The organism is Thermoplasma volcanium GSS1, from assembly GCF_000011185.1.
GTDB classification, from domain to species: domain Archaea; phylum Thermoplasmatota; class Thermoplasmata; order Thermoplasmatales; family Thermoplasmataceae; genus Thermoplasma; species Thermoplasma volcanium.
In genome coordinates, this window is record NC_002689.2 from 1,023,370 (window position 1) to 1,041,102 (window position 17,733).

The 17,733-nt window shown below is 41.1% G+C and carries 15 protein-coding genes and 1 pseudogene; 8 read left to right on the top strand and 8 right to left on the bottom strand.

Annotated features, from left to right (window positions below; translation table 11 throughout):
• Window position 1: 1 nt before the first annotated feature.
• On the bottom strand, window positions 2-715 hold the full coding sequence (locus tag TVG_RS05230; RefSeq protein WP_010917230.1) for a TrmB family transcriptional regulator: 714 nt from the start codon (window positions 713-715) through the stop codon (window positions 2-4).
• Between the two features lie 227 nt (window positions 716-942).
• Here TVG_RS05230 and coaBC point away from each other — a divergent pair, with 227 nt between their 5' ends.
• Both coaBC and TVG_RS05240 read left to right on the top strand, forming a co-directional pair.
• A complete protein-coding gene (gene coaBC, locus TVG_RS05235) occupies window positions 943-2,124 on the top strand; it encodes a bifunctional phosphopantothenoylcysteine decarboxylase/phosphopantothenate--cysteine ligase CoaBC (RefSeq protein WP_010917231.1) in 1,182 nt (393 codons plus the stop codon).
• A 1-nt stretch (window position 2,125) separates the two neighbouring features.
• Complete coding sequence (locus TVG_RS05240) at window positions 2,126-2,878, top strand: carbon-nitrogen hydrolase family protein (protein WP_052268472.1); 753 nt, start codon at window positions 2,126-2,128, stop codon at window positions 2,876-2,878.
• A gap of 2 nt (window positions 2,879-2,880) precedes the next feature.
• Here the strand turns inward: TVG_RS05240 and TVG_RS05245 are convergent, their stop codons facing one another.
• A complete protein-coding gene (locus TVG_RS05245; protein ID WP_010917233.1) occupies window positions 2,881-3,585 on the bottom strand; it encodes an alpha/beta fold hydrolase in 705 nt (234 codons plus the stop codon).
• A gap of 141 nt (window positions 3,586-3,726) precedes the next feature.
• On the opposite strand from TVG_RS05245, the gene ppdK reads away from it, so the two are divergent.
• Entirely contained in the window at window positions 3,727-6,387 is a 2,661-nt protein-coding gene (gene ppdK, locus TVG_RS05250; RefSeq protein WP_010917234.1) for a pyruvate, phosphate dikinase, read from the top strand.
• 21 nt (window positions 6,388-6,408) lie between these two features.
• Here ppdK and TVG_RS05255 read toward each other — a convergent pair whose 3' ends face one another.
• Complete coding sequence (locus tag TVG_RS05255; protein ID WP_010917235.1) at window positions 6,409-6,825, bottom strand: PPC domain-containing DNA-binding protein; 417 nt, start codon at window positions 6,823-6,825, stop codon at window positions 6,409-6,411.
• Window positions 6,826-6,880: 55 nt separating this feature from the next.
• Complete coding sequence (locus tag TVG_RS05260; RefSeq protein WP_010917236.1) at window positions 6,881-7,225, bottom strand: Rieske (2Fe-2S) protein; 345 nt, start codon at window positions 7,223-7,225, stop codon at window positions 6,881-6,883.
• A gap of 86 nt (window positions 7,226-7,311) precedes the next feature.
• Here TVG_RS05260 and TVG_RS05265 point away from each other — a divergent pair, with 86 nt between their 5' ends.
• The 4 genes from TVG_RS05265 (at window position 7,312) to dph5 (ending at window position 10,695) form a co-directional block, all read left to right on the top strand.
• The gene (locus TVG_RS05265) at window positions 7,312-8,181 is read left to right on the top strand and encodes a carbohydrate kinase family protein (RefSeq protein WP_010917237.1); all 870 of its coding nucleotides are present in this window, start codon (window positions 7,312-7,314) and stop codon (window positions 8,179-8,181) included.
• 147 nt (window positions 8,182-8,328) lie between these two features.
• On the top strand, window positions 8,329-8,850 hold the full coding sequence (locus tag TVG_RS05270) for a gamma carbonic anhydrase family protein (RefSeq protein WP_010917238.1): 522 nt from the start codon (window positions 8,329-8,331) through the stop codon (window positions 8,848-8,850).
• Between the two features lie 34 nt (window positions 8,851-8,884).
• Window positions 8,885-10,090 (top strand): phosphopyruvate hydratase, encoded by a 1,206-nt coding sequence (locus tag TVG_RS05275; protein WP_010917239.1) that lies wholly within the window; start codon window positions 8,885-8,887, stop codon window positions 10,088-10,090.
• Window positions 10,075-10,695, top strand: coding sequence for a diphthine synthase (gene dph5, locus TVG_RS05280; RefSeq protein ID WP_010917240.1), 621 nt, complete (start codon window positions 10,075-10,077; stop codon window positions 10,693-10,695). The genes TVG_RS05275 and dph5 overlap by 16 nt, the downstream gene beginning before the upstream one ends.
• A 126-nt stretch (window positions 10,696-10,821) precedes the next feature.
• Here the strand turns inward: dph5 and TVG_RS05285 are convergent, their stop codons facing one another.
• The 3 genes from TVG_RS05285 to TVG_RS05295 are packed head-to-tail and all read right to left on the bottom strand — an operon-like array spanning window position 10,822 to window position 15,071.
• A complete protein-coding gene (locus TVG_RS05285; RefSeq protein ID WP_010917241.1) occupies window positions 10,822-11,427 on the bottom strand; it encodes an ArsR/SmtB family transcription factor in 606 nt (201 codons plus the stop codon).
• 2 nt (window positions 11,428-11,429) lie between these two features.
• Complete coding sequence (hsp20, locus tag TVG_RS05290) at window positions 11,430-11,969, bottom strand: archaeal heat shock protein Hsp20 (RefSeq protein ID WP_241760261.1); 540 nt, start codon at window positions 11,967-11,969, stop codon at window positions 11,430-11,432.
• Between the two features lie 54 nt (window positions 11,970-12,023).
• A complete protein-coding gene (locus TVG_RS05295; protein WP_010917243.1) occupies window positions 12,024-15,071 on the bottom strand; it encodes an MMPL family transporter in 3,048 nt (1,015 codons plus the stop codon).
• Window positions 15,072-15,140: 69 nt separating this feature from the next.
• Between TVG_RS05295 and TVG_RS05300 the strand changes: the two are divergent.
• Window positions 15,141-16,385, top strand: a pseudogene (locus TVG_RS05300) (adenosylhomocysteinase); the annotation flags it as partial.
• Between the two features lie 4 nt (window positions 16,386-16,389).
• On the opposite strand, the gene serS reads toward TVG_RS05300, so the two are convergent.
• Entirely contained in the window at window positions 16,390-17,715 is a 1,326-nt protein-coding gene (gene serS / locus TVG_RS05305) for a serine--tRNA ligase (protein ID WP_010917245.1), read from the bottom strand.
• Window positions 17,716-17,733: the final 18 nt, after the last annotated feature.

Sequence of the window (17,733 nt, forward strand, 5' to 3'; positions counted from 1 at the left end):
CTCACTGGCTTTCGGGTCTGTTTACCATCGTATTAATGAACTGGTAAACGTGCATGCACAAGGTTGGATTGTCACTATACCCGCAAGTCTCTAAGTTAGGATCAGCTATGAGCGCCCTGATTTGATCGCTAACTATGTCAGTTGCTATTAAGCCTTCCTTCCTATAAACTATTACGTTGGCAGGAACTCTCTTGTTTGGTGGAATGACAAATATGACCCTAGCACCTCTTTTAACAGCATTTTCAATGGGTTTTTTCATCTGTTTCCTTATCTCTATAATCTTCGGTGTTGATATGATGATCTCTCTTTCCGTCATGTTGATCATTTCTTCGATCTTTTCCATGACCTTTTCCGTGCCGTTGATAGTGTAGATAAGCTGCGGCTCACCTCTTGAGGGAGCGTTTTCCTCTAACTCTTTAAGATCCCTAAAAAGCTGCTGTAGCTTATCCTCATAGTAGTCCCTAATCTCTTCCATCTTTGCAGGCTTAAACATCCTTGGCCTACCTTCTGTTGCTTTCGCCAGCCCCTTCTTCACAAGAGATTCCATAACTTTGTAAGCCGATGTCCTTGGTATGTTGGCCGTCGTGGCAATAGTGTCTGCATTAGCCACTCCGTGATAAACAAGTGCTGCAAATCCTTGGGCCTCATAAGAGGAGAGCCCGAACATCTTTAGCATCTCCTCTATCCTCTGCATTTTCTCGTTATTAGCTTCCACGACTACTAATATAATTATTAATTAAAAATCTTTCCAATTAGGTTGATTTACTAGATAAAGAGTTGATTAGGCTTAAAAATTTTCATGTTAATTTATTAATATTATGTAATTATATTCATATTTTCAATTTTGAAAATTGCATCAAATTAAAGTTATTGGCGTTATGAATTCGAGTTTGCGGAGAAATGACCAGCAAATTATCTATTAGTTGAGGATATCCCTATACTATGCTTCCATATGATAAGGAAATGTATGCACGCATGCTCGAGGGCCGTACAGTTATAGTAGCCACAACTGCTAGTATATCCATATATCGAATTCCGGATCTGATACGTGATTTGAGAAGGGAAGGCGCAGAGGTAATTGTTGGAATGAGCGAGAGCTCAGAAGAGCTGGTTGGCCCGGAGACTATGAGGTGGGCCTCCGAACATGACGTTGTAACGAAAATAACAGGAAACGTTGAGCATATTAATCTCTTCATAAACGATAAGGATAAGAAGGCCTTACTCATCGCACCGGCTTCATATGATACCATTGGCAAGATGGCCTCCGGCGTTACCGATACTATACCCCCGCTATTCTTTTCCTTTGCCTTTGGTTATGGCGTGAAGACGATTGTGGCGCCTGCAATGCATAGGAGCATGATGGAGAATCCAATAAACAAGGAGAACGTTGAGAAGCTCAGGAGACTTGGAGTTGACATAGTGGATCCCATATACGATGAAGAAAAAGCTAAACTATCAGGCAACCAGTGCATAATAGATCACGTCTGTAGGGCCTTTTACAATAAATACGATGGGAAGAGCATACTGATAATATCTGGAAGGGGAGAAGAGAGGATAGATCCAGTCAGATCGATCACAAATGATAGCACCGGATACACGGGATACTGGATAGCGCGTGTAGCGTACAGAATGGGCTTTTCTCATATTACGTATATAGGAAACAGCATCGTTGATCTTCCCACATACGTGAATTATAGGGCTGCCTACACCGTAGATGAATTCGAAAGGCTTTCTGAAGAGGAAGCCTCAAATAACTACGATTACATCGTAGTAAATGCTGCGCTTCCGGACTTTAAGGTAATCGAAAAATCTGAGAAAAAATACAGCAGCAACGAAAGCCACAAGTTAACTTTAGAACCTAGAGAAAAATTAGTCGATAAACTAAGCAACATCTCGAAGGGAAAGATAGTAGCGTTTAGGCTTACAGAAAATATAGGCGAAGATCCGTTCAAGCATTTTTCGAAAAGGATAGATATGGCAGTAGTAAACTCTTATAAAACAGGCCCATTTGGAAAAACTGAAAATGAGTATCGATTTGTCTCCAAGAAATTTGATGTCGATCTCGGAAGGATGCCGAAGCCCATTCTCGCGAAGAACTTAGTTGAAAGGCTAGGTGATCTATAGCTTGAATGAATTAAGTATAACTGCAGTTCAGCTCCATCGCCAACACTTCGAGGACGGCCTTGCATACCTTGAAAAGGTTATTGATGCGAAAAACTCCGATTTTCTTGTGCTTCCTGAGAAATGGTCAACAGAAGTGATGGATCAGCAGGCCGTAATAGATCTAATAAAAGATAGTATCGTATCAAAATTTAATATAGCAGTGCCAGGATCTTTCTCTATAAAGGAGAACGGCTTTCTCTACAACAGGGCTTACATATTCCATACGGGAAAATTAATAGGATACCAGGATAAAATTTCATTGTATGGAAACGAAGGCAGGCACTATAACTCTGGAAGTGAAATAAGAATATTCCGAAAGGATGATCTAAGGATAGGCATAGCCATATGCTACGACATAGATTTCCCCTATTATCCAAAGTTGCTGGCAAAAAACAAGGCAGATATTATTGCGAATCCATCGCTTATAAGGTCTATATTTTCTGATGAATGGCACCTATACGTATCTGCAAGATCTTTGGAAAATAGAATACCCGTTCTTTCTGTGAATTCACTTTCTGATCCATACAAAGGCAAATCCATCTTTTCGCATCCATACGAATACCAAGGGGGAGGAAAGCTTAGGTTGGAAATATTCGATGATGAGGCCTTCACCGTAACGCTTAACAAGAAGGATTTTACAGAGCTGAGGGACAGGAGAATAAACGAAGATCCAGGTGTTTATTCAGGATATAAAGTAAATATTGTTGATTTTTGATTCTAAACTATATTTTCATTTAATATTTTCGCCAATATCTGTGGATGCGTCCTCTGTGGAGTATGTTTTGCTGCTGGGATTTCGTAGAGCTTGCTGTTCTGTATTAGGTCATGAAGCTTCCTTCCATAATCTATGCTTAGTATGTTGTCAGCTGTTCCCCAAATAATTATTGTTGGTACGGACAGATTTTTTAGGTCTTCTTCTTTTATTTTCCACTCATGTTTCGCGTTATTCCTAATTATGTTTCTTATCACTTCTTCATCGTTTCCATCTTCGACGCCCATAACCTTCTGAACAAAACTCTCTATCATTTCCTCTCCGCTTTCTCCAACCGTCTTATTTATACCAGCGCTGTCTATAAGTATCAATTTGTCTGGCTTTGCTATGTGTATTGAAAGATATAGAGATACCCAGCCACCGTACGAGTTTCCGGCTATTGAAAATCTGCTTATCCCAAGGGAATTAATAGCCTCATGTATGGCTTTAGCTTGCACTTCGACAGTATATTCGATCTTCGGCTTATCACTCTGGCCGTGACCCAATAGATCGAAAAAGATTAACCTGAACCTTGGCGCCAGAAATCGATCTAAACGAAGCCAGTTATTACTTGACCCGCCAAGCCCATGAAGGAAAATCAAAGGGTATTCACCGGGTCTCTCGAGATAGGATAGATTTCCAAAAGTTGTCTTAATAAATTTTCTCTCCATATAAAAACTTTATCATACGAAACATATAAATTTTCCACCTCATGTACTATTATCGTAAAATCTGGTTATGATTTCGTAGTATAATTTTTTCAAGCCAAAGTTAAGGAGAAAAATCCTTTTTATATGACCAAATAAGACGGCGTGGCGCAAACAAAAAAATATATATACCTCTTTGAAGAGGGTGGAAAGGAGTTAGTCGATCTGTTAGGTGGGAAGGGTGCAGGCCTTGCTGAGATGACCAAAATAGGCCTTAATGTCCCGCCCGGTTTTACAATAACAACTGAGGCCTGCATTGATTTCCTAAGAGATGGTAATTTCCCAAAAGGAATGATGGAACAGACTATGGACGCACTACATATGATAGAGGAGAAAGTAAGCAGAAAGTTTGGCAACCCGGAGAATCCCCTGCTCGTTTCTGTAAGATCGGGGGCTCCTGTAAGTATGCCGGGCATGATGGATACAGTCCTAAATGTAGGGCTAAACGACGAAACTGTCAAGGGCCTCGCTTTCATGACGGACAACGAAAGGTTTGCACTTGATGCCTATAGAAGGCTCATACAGATGTTTGGAGAGATCGTTTACGGACTACCTCATGAGGAATTCAGGGGGCTTATTGAGAAGGTAAAAAGGGAGAAGGGGTATGATGAGGACAAATTTACAACCTCTGATATTACTGAGATAATAAAGGGAGAAAATGAGATATATCGCAAGCACAAAAAGAGCTTCCCGCAGGATCCACAAGAACAGCTTGTTGAATCTATAAAAGCTGTATTTAATTCATGGAACAGCAGAAGGGCCAAGACCTACAGAGAGATAAACCATATCCCTGAAAATATGGGCACAGCTGTAAGCATAGTCACCATGGTATTTGGAAATATGGGAAGCGATTCAGCCACTGGGGTCGCATTCACAAGGGATCCGAATACTGGTGAGAAAAGGATTTTTGCTGAATACCTAACCAATGCCCAGGGAGAGGACGTAGTAGCGGGCATTAGGACCCCTAAGTACATAGATGACATGAAGATGGAGATGCCCCAGGCCTATTCTGATCTCATTAGAATGTGCGATATTCTGGAACACCACTATCGGGACATGCAGGATATCGAATTTACCATAGAACGCGGAAAACTGTACATGCTTCAAACTAGAACCGGCAAAAGGAGCGCGAAGGCAGCTATAAGGATAGCTGTTGAGATGTATGAAGAAGGAATAATCAGCGAAGAAGAAGCCATAATGAGGGTTACTCCCGAGATATTCGACAGGATCCTTCATCCACAGGTCAAGACAAACGGCAAAGAAACCCCGCTTGGCAAGGGCCTTGCAGCTTCCCCTGGAGCTGCAATAGGTTCCATAGTTTTTTCATCTGAAAGGGCTATAGAGCTAGGGAAATCCAAAAAGATGATCCTAGTTAGGCCGGAGACGACAGCAGACGATGTCCGTGGAATGGCAGTCTGTGAAGGGTTCCTAACTCAGAAAGGCGGCATGACGTCACATGCAGCAGTGGTAGCTAGGGCAATGGGCAAGCCTGCAGTTGTTGGCGTAGAAACCATGCACGTAGATACCACAAACAACACGCTGACCATAAACGGCAAGACCCTGCATGAGGGAGACGTAGTAACAATAGATGGAACATCTGGTTTATTTTACTTAGGAGAATTGCCTGTTGAAAAGCCAGAGATCGATAAGTTTTCAAAAAAACTTCTTGAATTGGCCGACAAAAACAGGAAGCTGGGTGTAAGGGCCAATGCAAACACACCGGAGGAAGCACACTTGGCCAGAGAAAATGGTGCAGAAGGAATTGGATTGGCCAGAACAGAAAGGATGTTCCTTGGAAACGAGCGCATACCTATAATGAGATCCATGATAATGAGCGAAAGCAAGGAGGAGAGGCAAAAGTATCTGGAACAACTACTTCCAATGCAGATTTCCGACTTCGTGGAATTCTTCAAAACTATGGAGGGCTACCCGGTGATCATAAGGCTGCTCGATCCGCCTCTGCATGAATTCCTTCCTGATAAAGAAACTATATTGAACAAAATATACGAAATAAAATCTGGAAAGAACGGATCAGATGAATTGCAATACTATGAAAAGCTTCTAAAAACGGTCCGTGATCTTGAAGAATTTAACCCTATGCTTGGCTTCAGGGGCTGCAGGGTAGGCTTAGTGTATCCAGAAATATACGATATGCAGGTCAGAGCCATAATGGAAGCTGCTGTAAGGGTTCAAAAAGAAGGAAGAAGGATAATGCCGGAAATAATGATACCACTTGTTGGACACCACAACGAATTAAAGATTTTGATGGAACGGTTAGAAAAAACAGCAAAATCAGTAAAGGACTCCGATCAAGTTGACTATAAGTTTGGCACGATGATAGAAATACCGAGAGCATGTGTGACTGCTGATAAAATAGCAAAATATGCAGACTTCTTCTCATTTGGTACAAACGACCTAACTCAAATGACGTTCGGATACAGCAGGGACGATGCGGAAGGAAAATTCATGTTCTTTTATTTAGAAAACGGCATACTAGAAAAAGATCCGTTTTCTTCCGTTGACGAAGATGGTGTAGGTGAGCTTATGAGAATGGCAGTGGAAAAGGGAAGGAAATCAAACGAAAAGTTAGAAGTAGGTATATGCGGTGAGCAGGGCGGAGATCCAGACACCATATATTTCTGCCATAAAATCGGACTGGATTACGTATCAGCATCACCATATAGAATACCAATAGCTAGGCTAGCCGCTGCAAGGGCAAATATATCGGAGATGAAGCCAGAGCTTGCCTCCACATATAGATATTGAGGATTTCCTCCTCACCTATTTTTATTTTATCACAAGTTTGTATAAACCATCGCTGTTATCGAGTTCTCTGGACATGCTGAAGCCAGTTATTTTCATGATCTGTATTTCTACAAGAGGATCTACCTTCGCTGAAAAAAGGTGACCTCCTACGATTCCGTGGTTCCCTCTTGCTCCGGCTGCGTGTATATGAAATCTTGGATCATTCTCTGCAATTGATCCATGCAGGGATACAAGTTCGAGCCTCTCTCTGAAAGTTTCCTTTTCATAATCATTTCCGTTCCAATAACCAATCTGGAACTCTTTTAGCATTCCTATAGCCCATAGTACGGTGCCTGATTTAACTTCATATTTGTTGCAAAGATCGACAAGGTCCGTAAAAAAATCTGTTTCCTTATCAAACCTCGCTGTAATGATGCTTCCTTCAATCTTGGAATACATATTTATGTAATGATCTCTTTAAAAATAAAGTTAATGAATTCACAAACAAGGAAACTTAGTCTGTATCCACTTCAAGAAATCCGTTGTTTTCAAGAACTTTGAAGGTCTTCAAAGGTTCTCCGATGCTATCGTACTCGCATGGGGCTTCTGGCTTTATCTGCGGCTCTGATACTTTATTTCCGTTAGTAACGTCATATCTAGCCCCATGTGCTGGGCATACAGCCTCTTTCCCTTCTACCTTATTGAGGATTGCACAACCCATATGTCCACAAACTGCTTCCATAGCGAAATAATCTCCATTATACTTAGTAAGAAGCACAGGTTTATGGGCTATCCAGGTAACTACTGAATTCGTCTTTTCAAAAATCTTTGTAGAGATAGATACTTTACGAAATACCATAAAACTCGATTGATTTATTTTATAAATAATTTTGTACTTAATGAGTTTCCAGAAAAAACTTATGATGTACATTACTATATTTTTGTATGGCTTTCCTTGCCTATTTCGGACACCTTAACATAGACGTGCGTATACTAGTCGAAAACCTGCCAAAGGAAGGATCTGTTAATGCGAAAAATGTGGAAGAAAAATATGGTGGCACTGCTGGAAACTTTGCAATTGTATCAAAGAAGCTTGGGCTCGACTTTGATATATACTCAGCGGTTGGGTCAAAGACTCATTCCGGCTATTTGTCGTTCCTTAAGGACTCTGGCATCGGGATAGACCATATTAAAGTAACTGATGAATACGGCCCGATATGCTATATTGCCAGTGATACCAAGAAGCAGGTAGCTTATATGTATCAGGGTCCGATGTTGAACTGGTCTCCACGTTTGGAAAGCCATTACGAATACATTCACCTCAGTACTGGCCCAAAATATACAGGTTTAATAGAAAATAAAGAATCGAAGTTGGTATTTGATCCCTCGCAAGAGATATGGAAGTTTTCCGGTGAAGAGCTTAAGAGATTTTACGAAGCTTCGTATATTTCATTCTTCAACGGAAATGAAATGAAGGTGTTTCGAGAAGCGACTGGCTTAAAAAGCTTCGATAGGATCGTCATAGAAACGGTTGGTCCTCGCGGATCTATACTATACAAGGATTCTACAAAGAAGGTCTTCCCTGCACTTCCATCCAGCGGCGATACTATAGGCGCCGGAGATGCGTTCAGGGCCGGATTCTACTACGCTCTATTCAGGAAAAAAAGCATAGAAACTGCAATGGTGTACGGTACAATAGCGGCTCACCATATGATTGAGGATGGTATAGACGGTTTTTCTTTAGACGCCAATAGTATTGAACAAGAATCGCAGGTATATAAGAAGACATTCGGAATTCAGAGCACATCACTCTAAATTTCAAATCTTAAATTTTGAATAAGCATGAGAAATACCCTTACGTTCTATCACCAACAAACAGATACTTACTATTGGTAAACGACGAATTAAATAAAGAAGAATTAAGATCAAAAATAATTTTTAGTTCCTTACCTTTTACCAACAATGATATACGAGTTTGAAGGCAGGGTGCCGGATATTGATCCGAGTGCATACGTGAGTGAGAGTGCGACAGTAATTGGAAAGGTGAAAATCGGGAAAGAAGTATGGATTGGCCCTGGTGCAGTACTAAGGGGAGACTATGGTGAAATTGAAGTCGGGGACTATTCAGCTATAGAGGATAACTGCGTTATTCATGCAAGACCAGGAGAAAAGACGTTTATAGGCCAGCACGTAACAATAGGGCACCTTTCTGTCATACATACAGGAAGAATAAGGGATTGGGCCGTTATAGGCATGGGATCAACAGTCTCTGATTTCGCAGTTGTAGGAGTATGGGCTGCAATAGGTGAAGGGGCAGTTGTTAAAAACAGGCAGGAGATACCAGACGAGAGTATTGCCGTCGGTGTACCCGCTAAAGTAATAGGAAAAATAGATGAGGACTACAAGAAGTTATGGACAGACTACAAGCATAATTACAATACATTCAGCAGCAGGTATAAGACAAATTTAAAAAAGATGAAATAAACAAGTTTTATCATTAATGTAACATTTATCTACTATGGAACTTCCGATAGAAGATGTTAGGGTAAGAAAAGTACTGGATTCAAGGGGAAACTTCACTGTAGAAGCAGATGTATACATTCCAGGCGGTTTTGGCAGAACCTCTGCCCCAGCTGGAGCCAGCACAGGTGAAACTGAGGTTATAGCCTTTTCGAAGAAGGGAATTGACGAATCAATAAAATTTTTTGAGACAAACGTGAGGAGGTCAATAATAGGGTTCAATGCCCTCGATCAAAAGGGCTTCGACGCTTTAATTACCGATCTTGATGGAAGCGGTAATTTTTCTAACCTAGGAGGAAACTTGTCAACTGCCCTATCTATGTCTGTAGCAAAGGCCGTTTCGGCGCACCTTGGCATTCCACTTTATAGATACGTCGGTGGAATAAACCACTCGATGCCTAGGCCGATTGGAAACGTTATTGGGGGCGGGAAGCATGCAAGAAATGGGACATCTATCCAGGAGTTTCTTGTTTCGGCCCAAGGAAAAACGTTCATGGAATCCGCTTATGTGAATGTACTCGTACATAGAAAAATAGGAGATATTCTATCCGAGAAAATGAAAGACATTAGCATTGGTGTTGGTGATGAGAGAGCTTGGAGCGTCAACATATCTGACGAAGAAGCTTTCGAAGTGCTGAACCAAGCAGTAAATGAAGTCTCCTCTGAAACAAAGGTAAAAATATATACGGGGTTGGATTTTGCCGCTGACTCTCTTTATGAGAATGGCAAGTACGTCTACAAGCATACCGTTAGAAGCAGGGATGAACAGATAGATTACGCAATATCCATAAATAAGGACTTTGGCGTATACTATATAGAAGATCCAATGTTCGATACCGATTTCGAGGGTTTTGCTGAAATAACAAAGAAAATAGGGGACAAGGCAATGATAGTAGGCGATGATCTATACACTACAAACCCAGACAGAATAAGGAAAGGTATCGAACTCGGTTCTACGAATGCAGTCCTAATAAAGGTAAACCAGATAGGCACTCTAACGAAGGCACAGGAAGCGGCAAGCTTGGCTTCTTCGGCTGGCCTTAAGAACGTAGTTTCACACAGATCTGGAGAAACTACAGACGACTTTCTCGCCCACCTGTCTGTCGCTTTCTCTTCTACGTTTGTAAAAACAGGCACGATCGGAGGTGAAAGGATCGCAAAACTAAACGAACTGATGAGGATAGAAGAATGCTTAACATCATAGGCATAGGGCTAAGGGGTACAGGAAGCCTAACCCTTGATGAATTTGATGCGCTTAGGACAAGTGATATAGTCTACCTGGATATTTATACATCCATAGGTCCAAAAGATATACTCGAAAAACTTAGGAATATAGCGGATAGAGAAATCATTCCAGCCGATCGTAACATGATAGAGTCAGAATCCATACTAAAGGATGCAGAAAAGCTGAACGTGAGCCTTCTGGTTATCGGCGACGGTTTGACAGCAACGACACACAACCAGTTGAGGTATTCTGCTATGGAGAAGGGGATAAAGGTTAAAATATTTGAAAATGCCTCGGCTGTTAATACAGCCGCTGGAAAGATAGGGCTCCTTCACTATAAGGTTGGGCCGCCTGTTTCCCTGCCCTTTGTATCCTCTAACTTCTTTCCATTAAGCGTAATAGACAAGGTGAAGAGAAACTACGATTCGGGGTTGCACACGCCCATATTAATAGACCTTAAGGACGGCCAAAACATGCCATTCGCTAGCGCATGGAACATTATTATGGAGATGCAGAAACGAAAGGGGGTATGCAATAATAGACGAAAATGTATGCGTTGTCTCGAGGCTTTCATTTCCGGATGAATACATAGTATACGGCAGACTTTCATACGTGGATCCAGAGAAAATCCTGTCTCCATACCTGATATTTATAACATCAAACCTAGACCCGAACGAAGAGCGCTTCATAAAAAAGTTTGCTATACACGTCTAGGCACGTGTGCCTTCGTCTAGTACTATGCCTTTTGACTTAAGTATTTTTAAAACAATTTCCAGCGGAAGCGCAGTCCTTCTGGAAACTTCCTCTACATCAAAGGTATTGAGGTATTCCAAAACTATTTCCCTTGTAATCGGATCCTCGTCTTCAAGCTGATACTTAATAGCGGCCATCAATTCATCTTTTTTCTTAACGAGTTCGGTTCTCTTCTTTGTAAGCTCTTCGATATGGTGCTGAATCGATTCTAGCTTTGAAATAGCCTCATCAAATGAAACCGATACGCGTTCTGAATCATTCTCCAACGGTATCCTCTGTATCATAAGGAAGTTCCTTCCATAGTCAACTATAAGTGTTGAGAATCCCGTAGGTTCATAAAGCTTCCGTTTTGCCCCTACAGAGCTTGGTACGAAACCTATGCTCGTTACTAGGTTTGCCCTTTCAAGCATTTCCAGCTGTTTCAAGATAGCTTGCTGAGAAAGACCAATACTTCTGCTCAACTCGAGAGCATAAGATCTCTCGAATTGAGTGAGCATCCTTATTATTTCACGCCTCGTAGAATTTTCTATGGCAGCAATAAAATTATCTATATCATCTATCATTTTTACTGTATAGAGACCTTTCTGCCACCACTTTCTTTGCTTGTAGCCTTCTCTACCGTTACATCGAGCAAGCCGTTGTTGAACTTGGCAACAGCAGTTTCTGGTTTTAACTTGTAGTCGAAGTCAATGCTCTTGTAGTATTTCCTCTGGTCTTCGTCCACGTTAAGCGTAATGTTGTATTCAGATATCTTTAGATCGATGCTCTCCTTGCTTACGCCGGGAAGCTCGAATGTTAAGTATACTTTTTTATCATCGTCGTTTATGTCTGTTATAGGTTCCCTAACACCTCTCTCTATAGGCCTCACCCCCCTGGTAATCCCAGGCACGTTGCCGAATTCCTGGAATATCGGCTTTCCATCTGACCCAATCCTGTAAGTAAATCCATAGACATAAGGCTCTGATGATGTTATGTTTGGATCATTGAGTATCCTGTTCCAGATCCTCATGAACCTGTTGTTCAGAGACTTTATATCGATTCCGAAGTCTTTGAAGAATTCGTCGAACATGTCGTCCCAATCATCAAATTCATCCTTCTTTGCCATATCAACCACCACTTGTCAACCTCAAGTTGACAACCATGTATAAAATCATAGTATTTAATGCTTTTGGATCTTTGATGGCCACCAGTTCAGATGCTTCATTAACAGCATTACTGCTGGGACAAAGAATGGCCAGCTTAGGAATGTATCTATAAGGACACCTATCGCAAGCCCACCGCCAATCTCTTCTATCAGCTGCAAGTCGCTAAAGTACAGTGATCCGAACGTAACGAATAGCAGAGAGCCTAGAGTAACGATTATCCCGCCGTTCTCCTTTATGCTTGTCGTTATAGCCTCCTCGTCACTCATTCCCTTAATCACGCCCTCCCTAGCCCTGGTGATCATAAATATATCGTAGTCTAAGCCCACGGCTAAAAGCGTCACAAATGTAAACATAGGCATGAATACTATTATAGGCAACCCATAAATGTAGTACACTATTGCATATATTATCACAAGACCGACTATCACTGAAGCAAGAACCATAAGTATTAGCCTTATTGGCGTGAAAACCGAGCTAAGCTGTATCAGCAGTATAACGAATATCGATCCTGTGATTATAGGGATCATCTCCTCGAAAGTATGCAATGTATGTGAATATGCAGCATCTAGGCCGGCTGTGAGACCACCGACATAGAAAACCAAAGAATTTCCAAATTTATCTGAGATCATTGACGGCAACTTATTGATGAATGACGTGGCAGGATCTGACCAACTAATGTCATGCAATTCAAACTCGACCATTACGTACTCCGGGTTCTTTCCTATGTATGTAGAAATTTGCTTCTTATACTCAGATGCATAGCTGCTTGGTAAATTCGTAACGTTAACAAAGTAGCCATACGGGTAGGATGGCCCATAAACGTTCGCTATTTCACTTTGGTTTTTTAGGAAAGATTCTAAATTCGTTACTTGTAACATTTCTGTTGTGTTATAGGTGCCGTTAGACAAAATTGGGCTTGAAAATTTAAGTATAACAAAGCTAGTAAAGAAGAGGTCTCCGTGAAAACTCTGGTTTACTACGACTGCAGACTGAATGCCGCTGCTCGGAGGTATGAGGTTGAATACGTCCATGTTTGTGGGCGTAATCGCATAAACAAAGAGGGAGGCCATTGCGACAACTACAAATATCACAACTATCTTTTTCTTGTTGTTTATTACAATTTTCGAGATCTTATCCATGGTGTTCTCCATGGGTATCTTCTTAGATCTGAACGGCCAGAATATTTTGCCCTTCATCTTTGAAAGTAAAGCTATGAGGAATGTGTTGCCGAGCATAACTGAAACTATTACTCCAACAGCGTTTGTAATGCCGGCATCACTGAATATTGGAACATTAAAGAGGTATAGGACGATATATGACAACGCTACGGTTATGCCGGAGGTAAAAACAGCATGACCAGCCCACATAGAGCTTTCTGCTATTGCATCTAGATTATTTCTTATGAGCTCCCTTCTGAATCTTGACATGATGTATACAACGTAATCGCTTGTTAGTCCGAGCAGCAGTATAAGGAGCAAAGTCGGTGTAACGAATGATACCGAAGAATGCAAGATGTGCTCGTAAAGCAGGGAGTTTATGCCAAATGAAATAATAGATGACATAAGGAAAAGAGAAAATGGAATAAAAGCCGCTACGGGAGATCTAAAGAACAGCCCAACGATAACTATCGAAAGCACTATGCCTATTATGAGTGCACGGATTAGACCGTCCATCACTTCCTGTTCGATCTGTTGATCGAGAACAGTTGTCCCTGCGGTGTAATAAGACCCATTTATAGGATCAACCGATACATAGCTGCTGGCTATTTTGTTAACATGGTTGAGAGTGGATATGCTGTAGTTTTTATTAAGGCCAAAGGCAAAAATTTCAGTTGTGTTTCCATAACCAACAAAAGATCTAAACACATAGTTAGATGGGATTATAGGATACTGCGAAAATGTTTCATAATAAAGCGTAGAGTTTACAGTGTTGTTTACCTGGGCGAAGTTACCCTTGCCTCCGTCAAGCAAAGCGGATAGATATGGTTCGAGATATTTCGTGTTGAGAGAAACGAGCGGGTTTCCCTGGAATAGGTATACGGTTCCGTTATATACCTCCAAGGAAGTTAAATCCGGTACGCCTGCACTATTGCCTGAAAGAGAAAGGTTCACTATTGATCTTGAGAAGTTAGTAACTGTTGTGTGCAGATTCTTAGAAATTAAGTCTGTATAATTAGATAACTGTTCCGATATAGTTGATACACTATAGTTGTAAGAATAATTTAAGAAGTCCTTTTTCACGTTAAAAGTGCGAAGAGTCAAGTTATGATCGACAGATATAAGTATAGGGCCAAAAGGACCAGCTTTTCCAGCAATACCTGTAACGGTTTCGTTGACCGCATAATTAACAAGATCGAGCACCTCATGAATATTGCTGGAATTAAGTGTATTATTTAATAGCAAAGAAAAACCGTTCACGTAAGGCATGTAGAGTTCCTCATATGGTGTTTCATTAAACAAGGTTCGATTATCAACCGTATAATTATAAGCTAAATGTTCGGATACATTTAGATCACCTGATTTTTTGTAAGCAGTTAAAAGCGTTGAATAGTATATTGTGGCCGGAAGGAACAAGAAATTGGCTGTAAGGTCAAGGGTTTTATTTATCGTGAGCACAGAATTGTAAAGTTTTTCGTTAAGATCGTATATGCTCTTCAACTCACCATATAGGGATAATGAAACGGATCTTAAGGTGTTATTTTCTACTACCAAAATGCTGCTCACATTAACTGAGAAACCCTCGCTATTCAAATACGACATTATTGCTTCCTGCATATTCATTAATGCCGTCAGCGATAATTGCTGATCTATGCTAGTATCATTCGTAACAATTACAAAGGAGGAATCGTTAGACGTATTGAATTCCGAAGTCTGTAAGTTTGATGCGATATTGGCAGGTGAATTTGTAGGTACTATATCACTAGCTATATTGTAATTAGTATGCGTGAAAAGCGATGGTGCAAACGGTGCAAGCACAAGGAGCAGCAAAATCCAAGATATTATAACGGCTGTGCTGTGTCTCGCAGAAAATAGCCCTATCCCTTTGAATGTGCTCTCAAACACATATCCGGCATTTCAACCCAGTAGTTAAAAGTTTATGAGTTAAACGATCAACATTTAAGTCATTCTGTAGTATTAAGTGTCATGGCAGAGGGCAAAGGTTTTTTGAGACTTGAATGGGCACGGGATCATATGCCTGTAATTGCCGAAATAAGAAAGAGGTTCCTTGATGAAAAGCCATTCAAGGGGATAAATATAGCTATGGCGCTTCACGTTGAGGCAAAAACTGGTATATTCTCACTCTTGCTCAAGGAAGGTGGTGCGAACGTTAGAATGGCTTCATGCAATCCTTTAAGTTCAGACGATTCAGTTGTTGAAAGCCTGAAAACTGATTATGGAATGCCTGTTTTTGCACGCAAAGGGGAAACGCAGGAAGAATATTACGAAAACCTTCAAAGAACGCTGGAAAAGCCGCCAGATATAATAATAGATGATGGTGGAGACCTTACCAAACTCGTACACACTGAGAGAAAAGACCTATCTAAAAATATAATGGGCGGAAATGAAGAGACTACCACTGGGGTAGTAAGATTAAAGGCTATGGAAAAGGCAGGAGTACTTTTATTCCCAATGTTTGATGTTAATGATGCAAATATGAAGCATTTATTCGACAACAGGTATGGTACAGGACAGAGCACGCTCGACGGAATAATGAACTCGACCAACCTGCTTATAGCTGGCCGAAACGTGGTAGTTGCCGGTTACGGATACTGTGGCAGGGGAATAGCCATGAGGTTAAAAGGGATGGGGGCAAATGTCATAGTAACTGAAATCGATCCAATAAAAGCAAACGAAGCGATAATGGATGGCTTTCAAGTCAGGAGAATGAATGATGCCATTAGGTACGCAGATATGGTTATAACTGCAACAGGTATGAAAGACGTAGTAAAGTACGAAGACGCACTTGTCGCTAAGAAAAACATAGTATTGGCAAATGCTGGGCATTTTGACAACGAAGTAGCTGTGAAGGAGATAGAAAAGCATTCGCTGGAAAAACGTGAAGTGAGGGAATTCGTTAAAAGATACAGGCTTGAGAATGGCAATACAGTAGATGTAATAGCTGATGGCAGGCTGGTTAATCTAGCTGCTGGCCAGGGGCACCCTGTGGAAATAATGGACCTTAGCTTTGCACTTCAGGCACTAACAGCTGAATACCTAGTAAAGAACCACCAAAATCTTGAGAAAAAAGTCTATCCTGTACCTCCGGAAATCGACAGATATGTGGCTGAGATCAGGCTGAAGCAGTTTGGCGGAGAGCTCGATACATTAACTGAAGACCAGATAAAATACCTTAATTCATGGGATGAGGGTACCTAAACCCTCATTCCTTATCTATATACTGGAATCCTGTATATGGCACAAGGACATCAGGTATTCTTATCCTGCCATCTTCCTGGAAATTTTCCATAATTGCAACCAGTATCCTCGTGGTAGCTATGGCTGTGCTGTTCAGCGTATGAACGAACTCGTTCCCGCCGCTCTTCCTGTACTTTATGTTAAGGGAACGTGCTTGATAATCTGTATCGTTAGATGCAGATACAATCTCCCTGAATTTACCCTGTGCCGGGAACCAGGCCTCAATATCGTATTTCTTTGCGGCCAGCCTACCTAGTTCACCTGAGCAGACATTTACGACACGATAGGGGATTCCTAACGACCTGTAGATCTCCTCTGCGTTTGAAAGGATCTCCTCAAGATAATCCCATGAATCTTCTGGCTTGCAGAATATGAACTGCTCTATCTTGTTGAACTGATGTACCCTGAATATACCCTTTGTATCTTTTCCATGAGCGCCTGCCTCGCGCCTGAAGCAAGCCGAAACTCCGGCAACGCGTATTGGAAGCTCTTTTTCTTCAAGAAATTCATTAGAAAGCATTGAAGCTATTGAATGTTCAGACGTTGCTATTAAATAAAGGTCTTCATCTTCGATTTTATAAAGCGTATCCTTGAACGTTTCGAGGTCTGTTGCACCCCTCATACTTTCAAGGTTCAGCATATACGGCGGCTCGACTACGGTAAAGCCTCTTTGCGAAAGGAAATCCACTGCATAGTTTTCGAGTGCCATTTCCAGCTTCAACAACCTATTTTTTATAAAATAAAACCTCGCTCCTGATATTTTCGCTGCACTTTCTAAATCAATTATTCCGAGCTCCTGGCCTAAATCTACATGGCTTTTCGGCCTCTCGTCGATGACTTCGTAATCTCCATTGCCTCCTGATCCTTTGAGAAACTCCTCTTCATCATCCCTATATACCTTAGCGTGCCCTACGTACCTAACTATTTTATTATTTTCATCACCAAAGCATATAGGTACACTTTCATGTATCAAATTCGGAATGGTCCACAGAACTCGATCTCGTTCTTCCTCTATCTCCCTGATCTTTTTTTCCAAAGAAACTATCTTTTCGTTTATCAACTCTACTCGATCTTTCTCATTACTTACAATTTTGCCTCTTTTTAGGGACTCTGCGATAGCCCTAGTCATGCGATTCTTTTCAGCCCTTTGACCATTCAACTCCCTGTTTACAGATCTCCATTCTTCATCCAGCTTGAAAAATTGATCTATAATTGCCTTATCTACACCTCTATACTCACAATTCTTCTCAAATAGTTCTCTGTTTGAGCGCAGAAGCTTAACATCTATCATTGAAGGAGTATTTTAACA

Bases quoted from the DNA above. Each gene is read 5' to 3' on its own strand.
- coaBC (WP_010917231.1), top strand. From the start codon at position 943: ATGCTTCCATATGATAAGGAAATGTATGCACGCATGCTCGAGGGCCGT.
- TVG_RS05245 (WP_010917233.1), bottom strand. From the start codon at position 3,585: ATGGAGAGAAAATTTATTAAGACAACTTTTGGAAATCTATCCTATCTC.
- TVG_RS05255 (WP_010917235.1), bottom strand. From the start codon at position 6,825: ATGTATTCCAAGATTGAAGGAAGCATCATTACAGCGAGGTTTGATAAG.
- TVG_RS05260 (WP_010917236.1), bottom strand. From the start codon at position 7,225: ATGGTATTTCGTAAAGTATCTATCTCTACAAAGATTTTTGAAAAGACG.
- TVG_RS05265 (WP_010917237.1), top strand. From the start codon at position 7,312: ATGGCTTTCCTTGCCTATTTCGGACACCTTAACATAGACGTGCGTATA.
- TVG_RS05270 (WP_010917238.1), top strand. From the start codon at position 8,329: ATGATATACGAGTTTGAAGGCAGGGTGCCGGATATTGATCCGAGTGCA.
- TVG_RS05275 (WP_010917239.1), top strand. From the start codon at position 8,885: ATGGAACTTCCGATAGAAGATGTTAGGGTAAGAAAAGTACTGGATTCA.
- dph5 (WP_010917240.1), top strand. From the start codon at position 10,075: ATGCTTAACATCATAGGCATAGGGCTAAGGGGTACAGGAAGCCTAACC.
- TVG_RS05285 (WP_010917241.1), bottom strand. From the start codon at position 11,427: ATGATAGATGATATAGATAATTTTATTGCTGCCATAGAAAATTCTACG.
- hsp20 (WP_241760261.1), bottom strand. From the start codon at position 11,969: ATGGCAAAGAAGGATGAATTTGATGATTGGGACGACATGTTCGACGAA.
- serS (WP_010917245.1), bottom strand. From the start codon at position 17,715: ATGATAGATGTTAAGCTTCTGCGCTCAAACAGAGAACTATTTGAGAAG.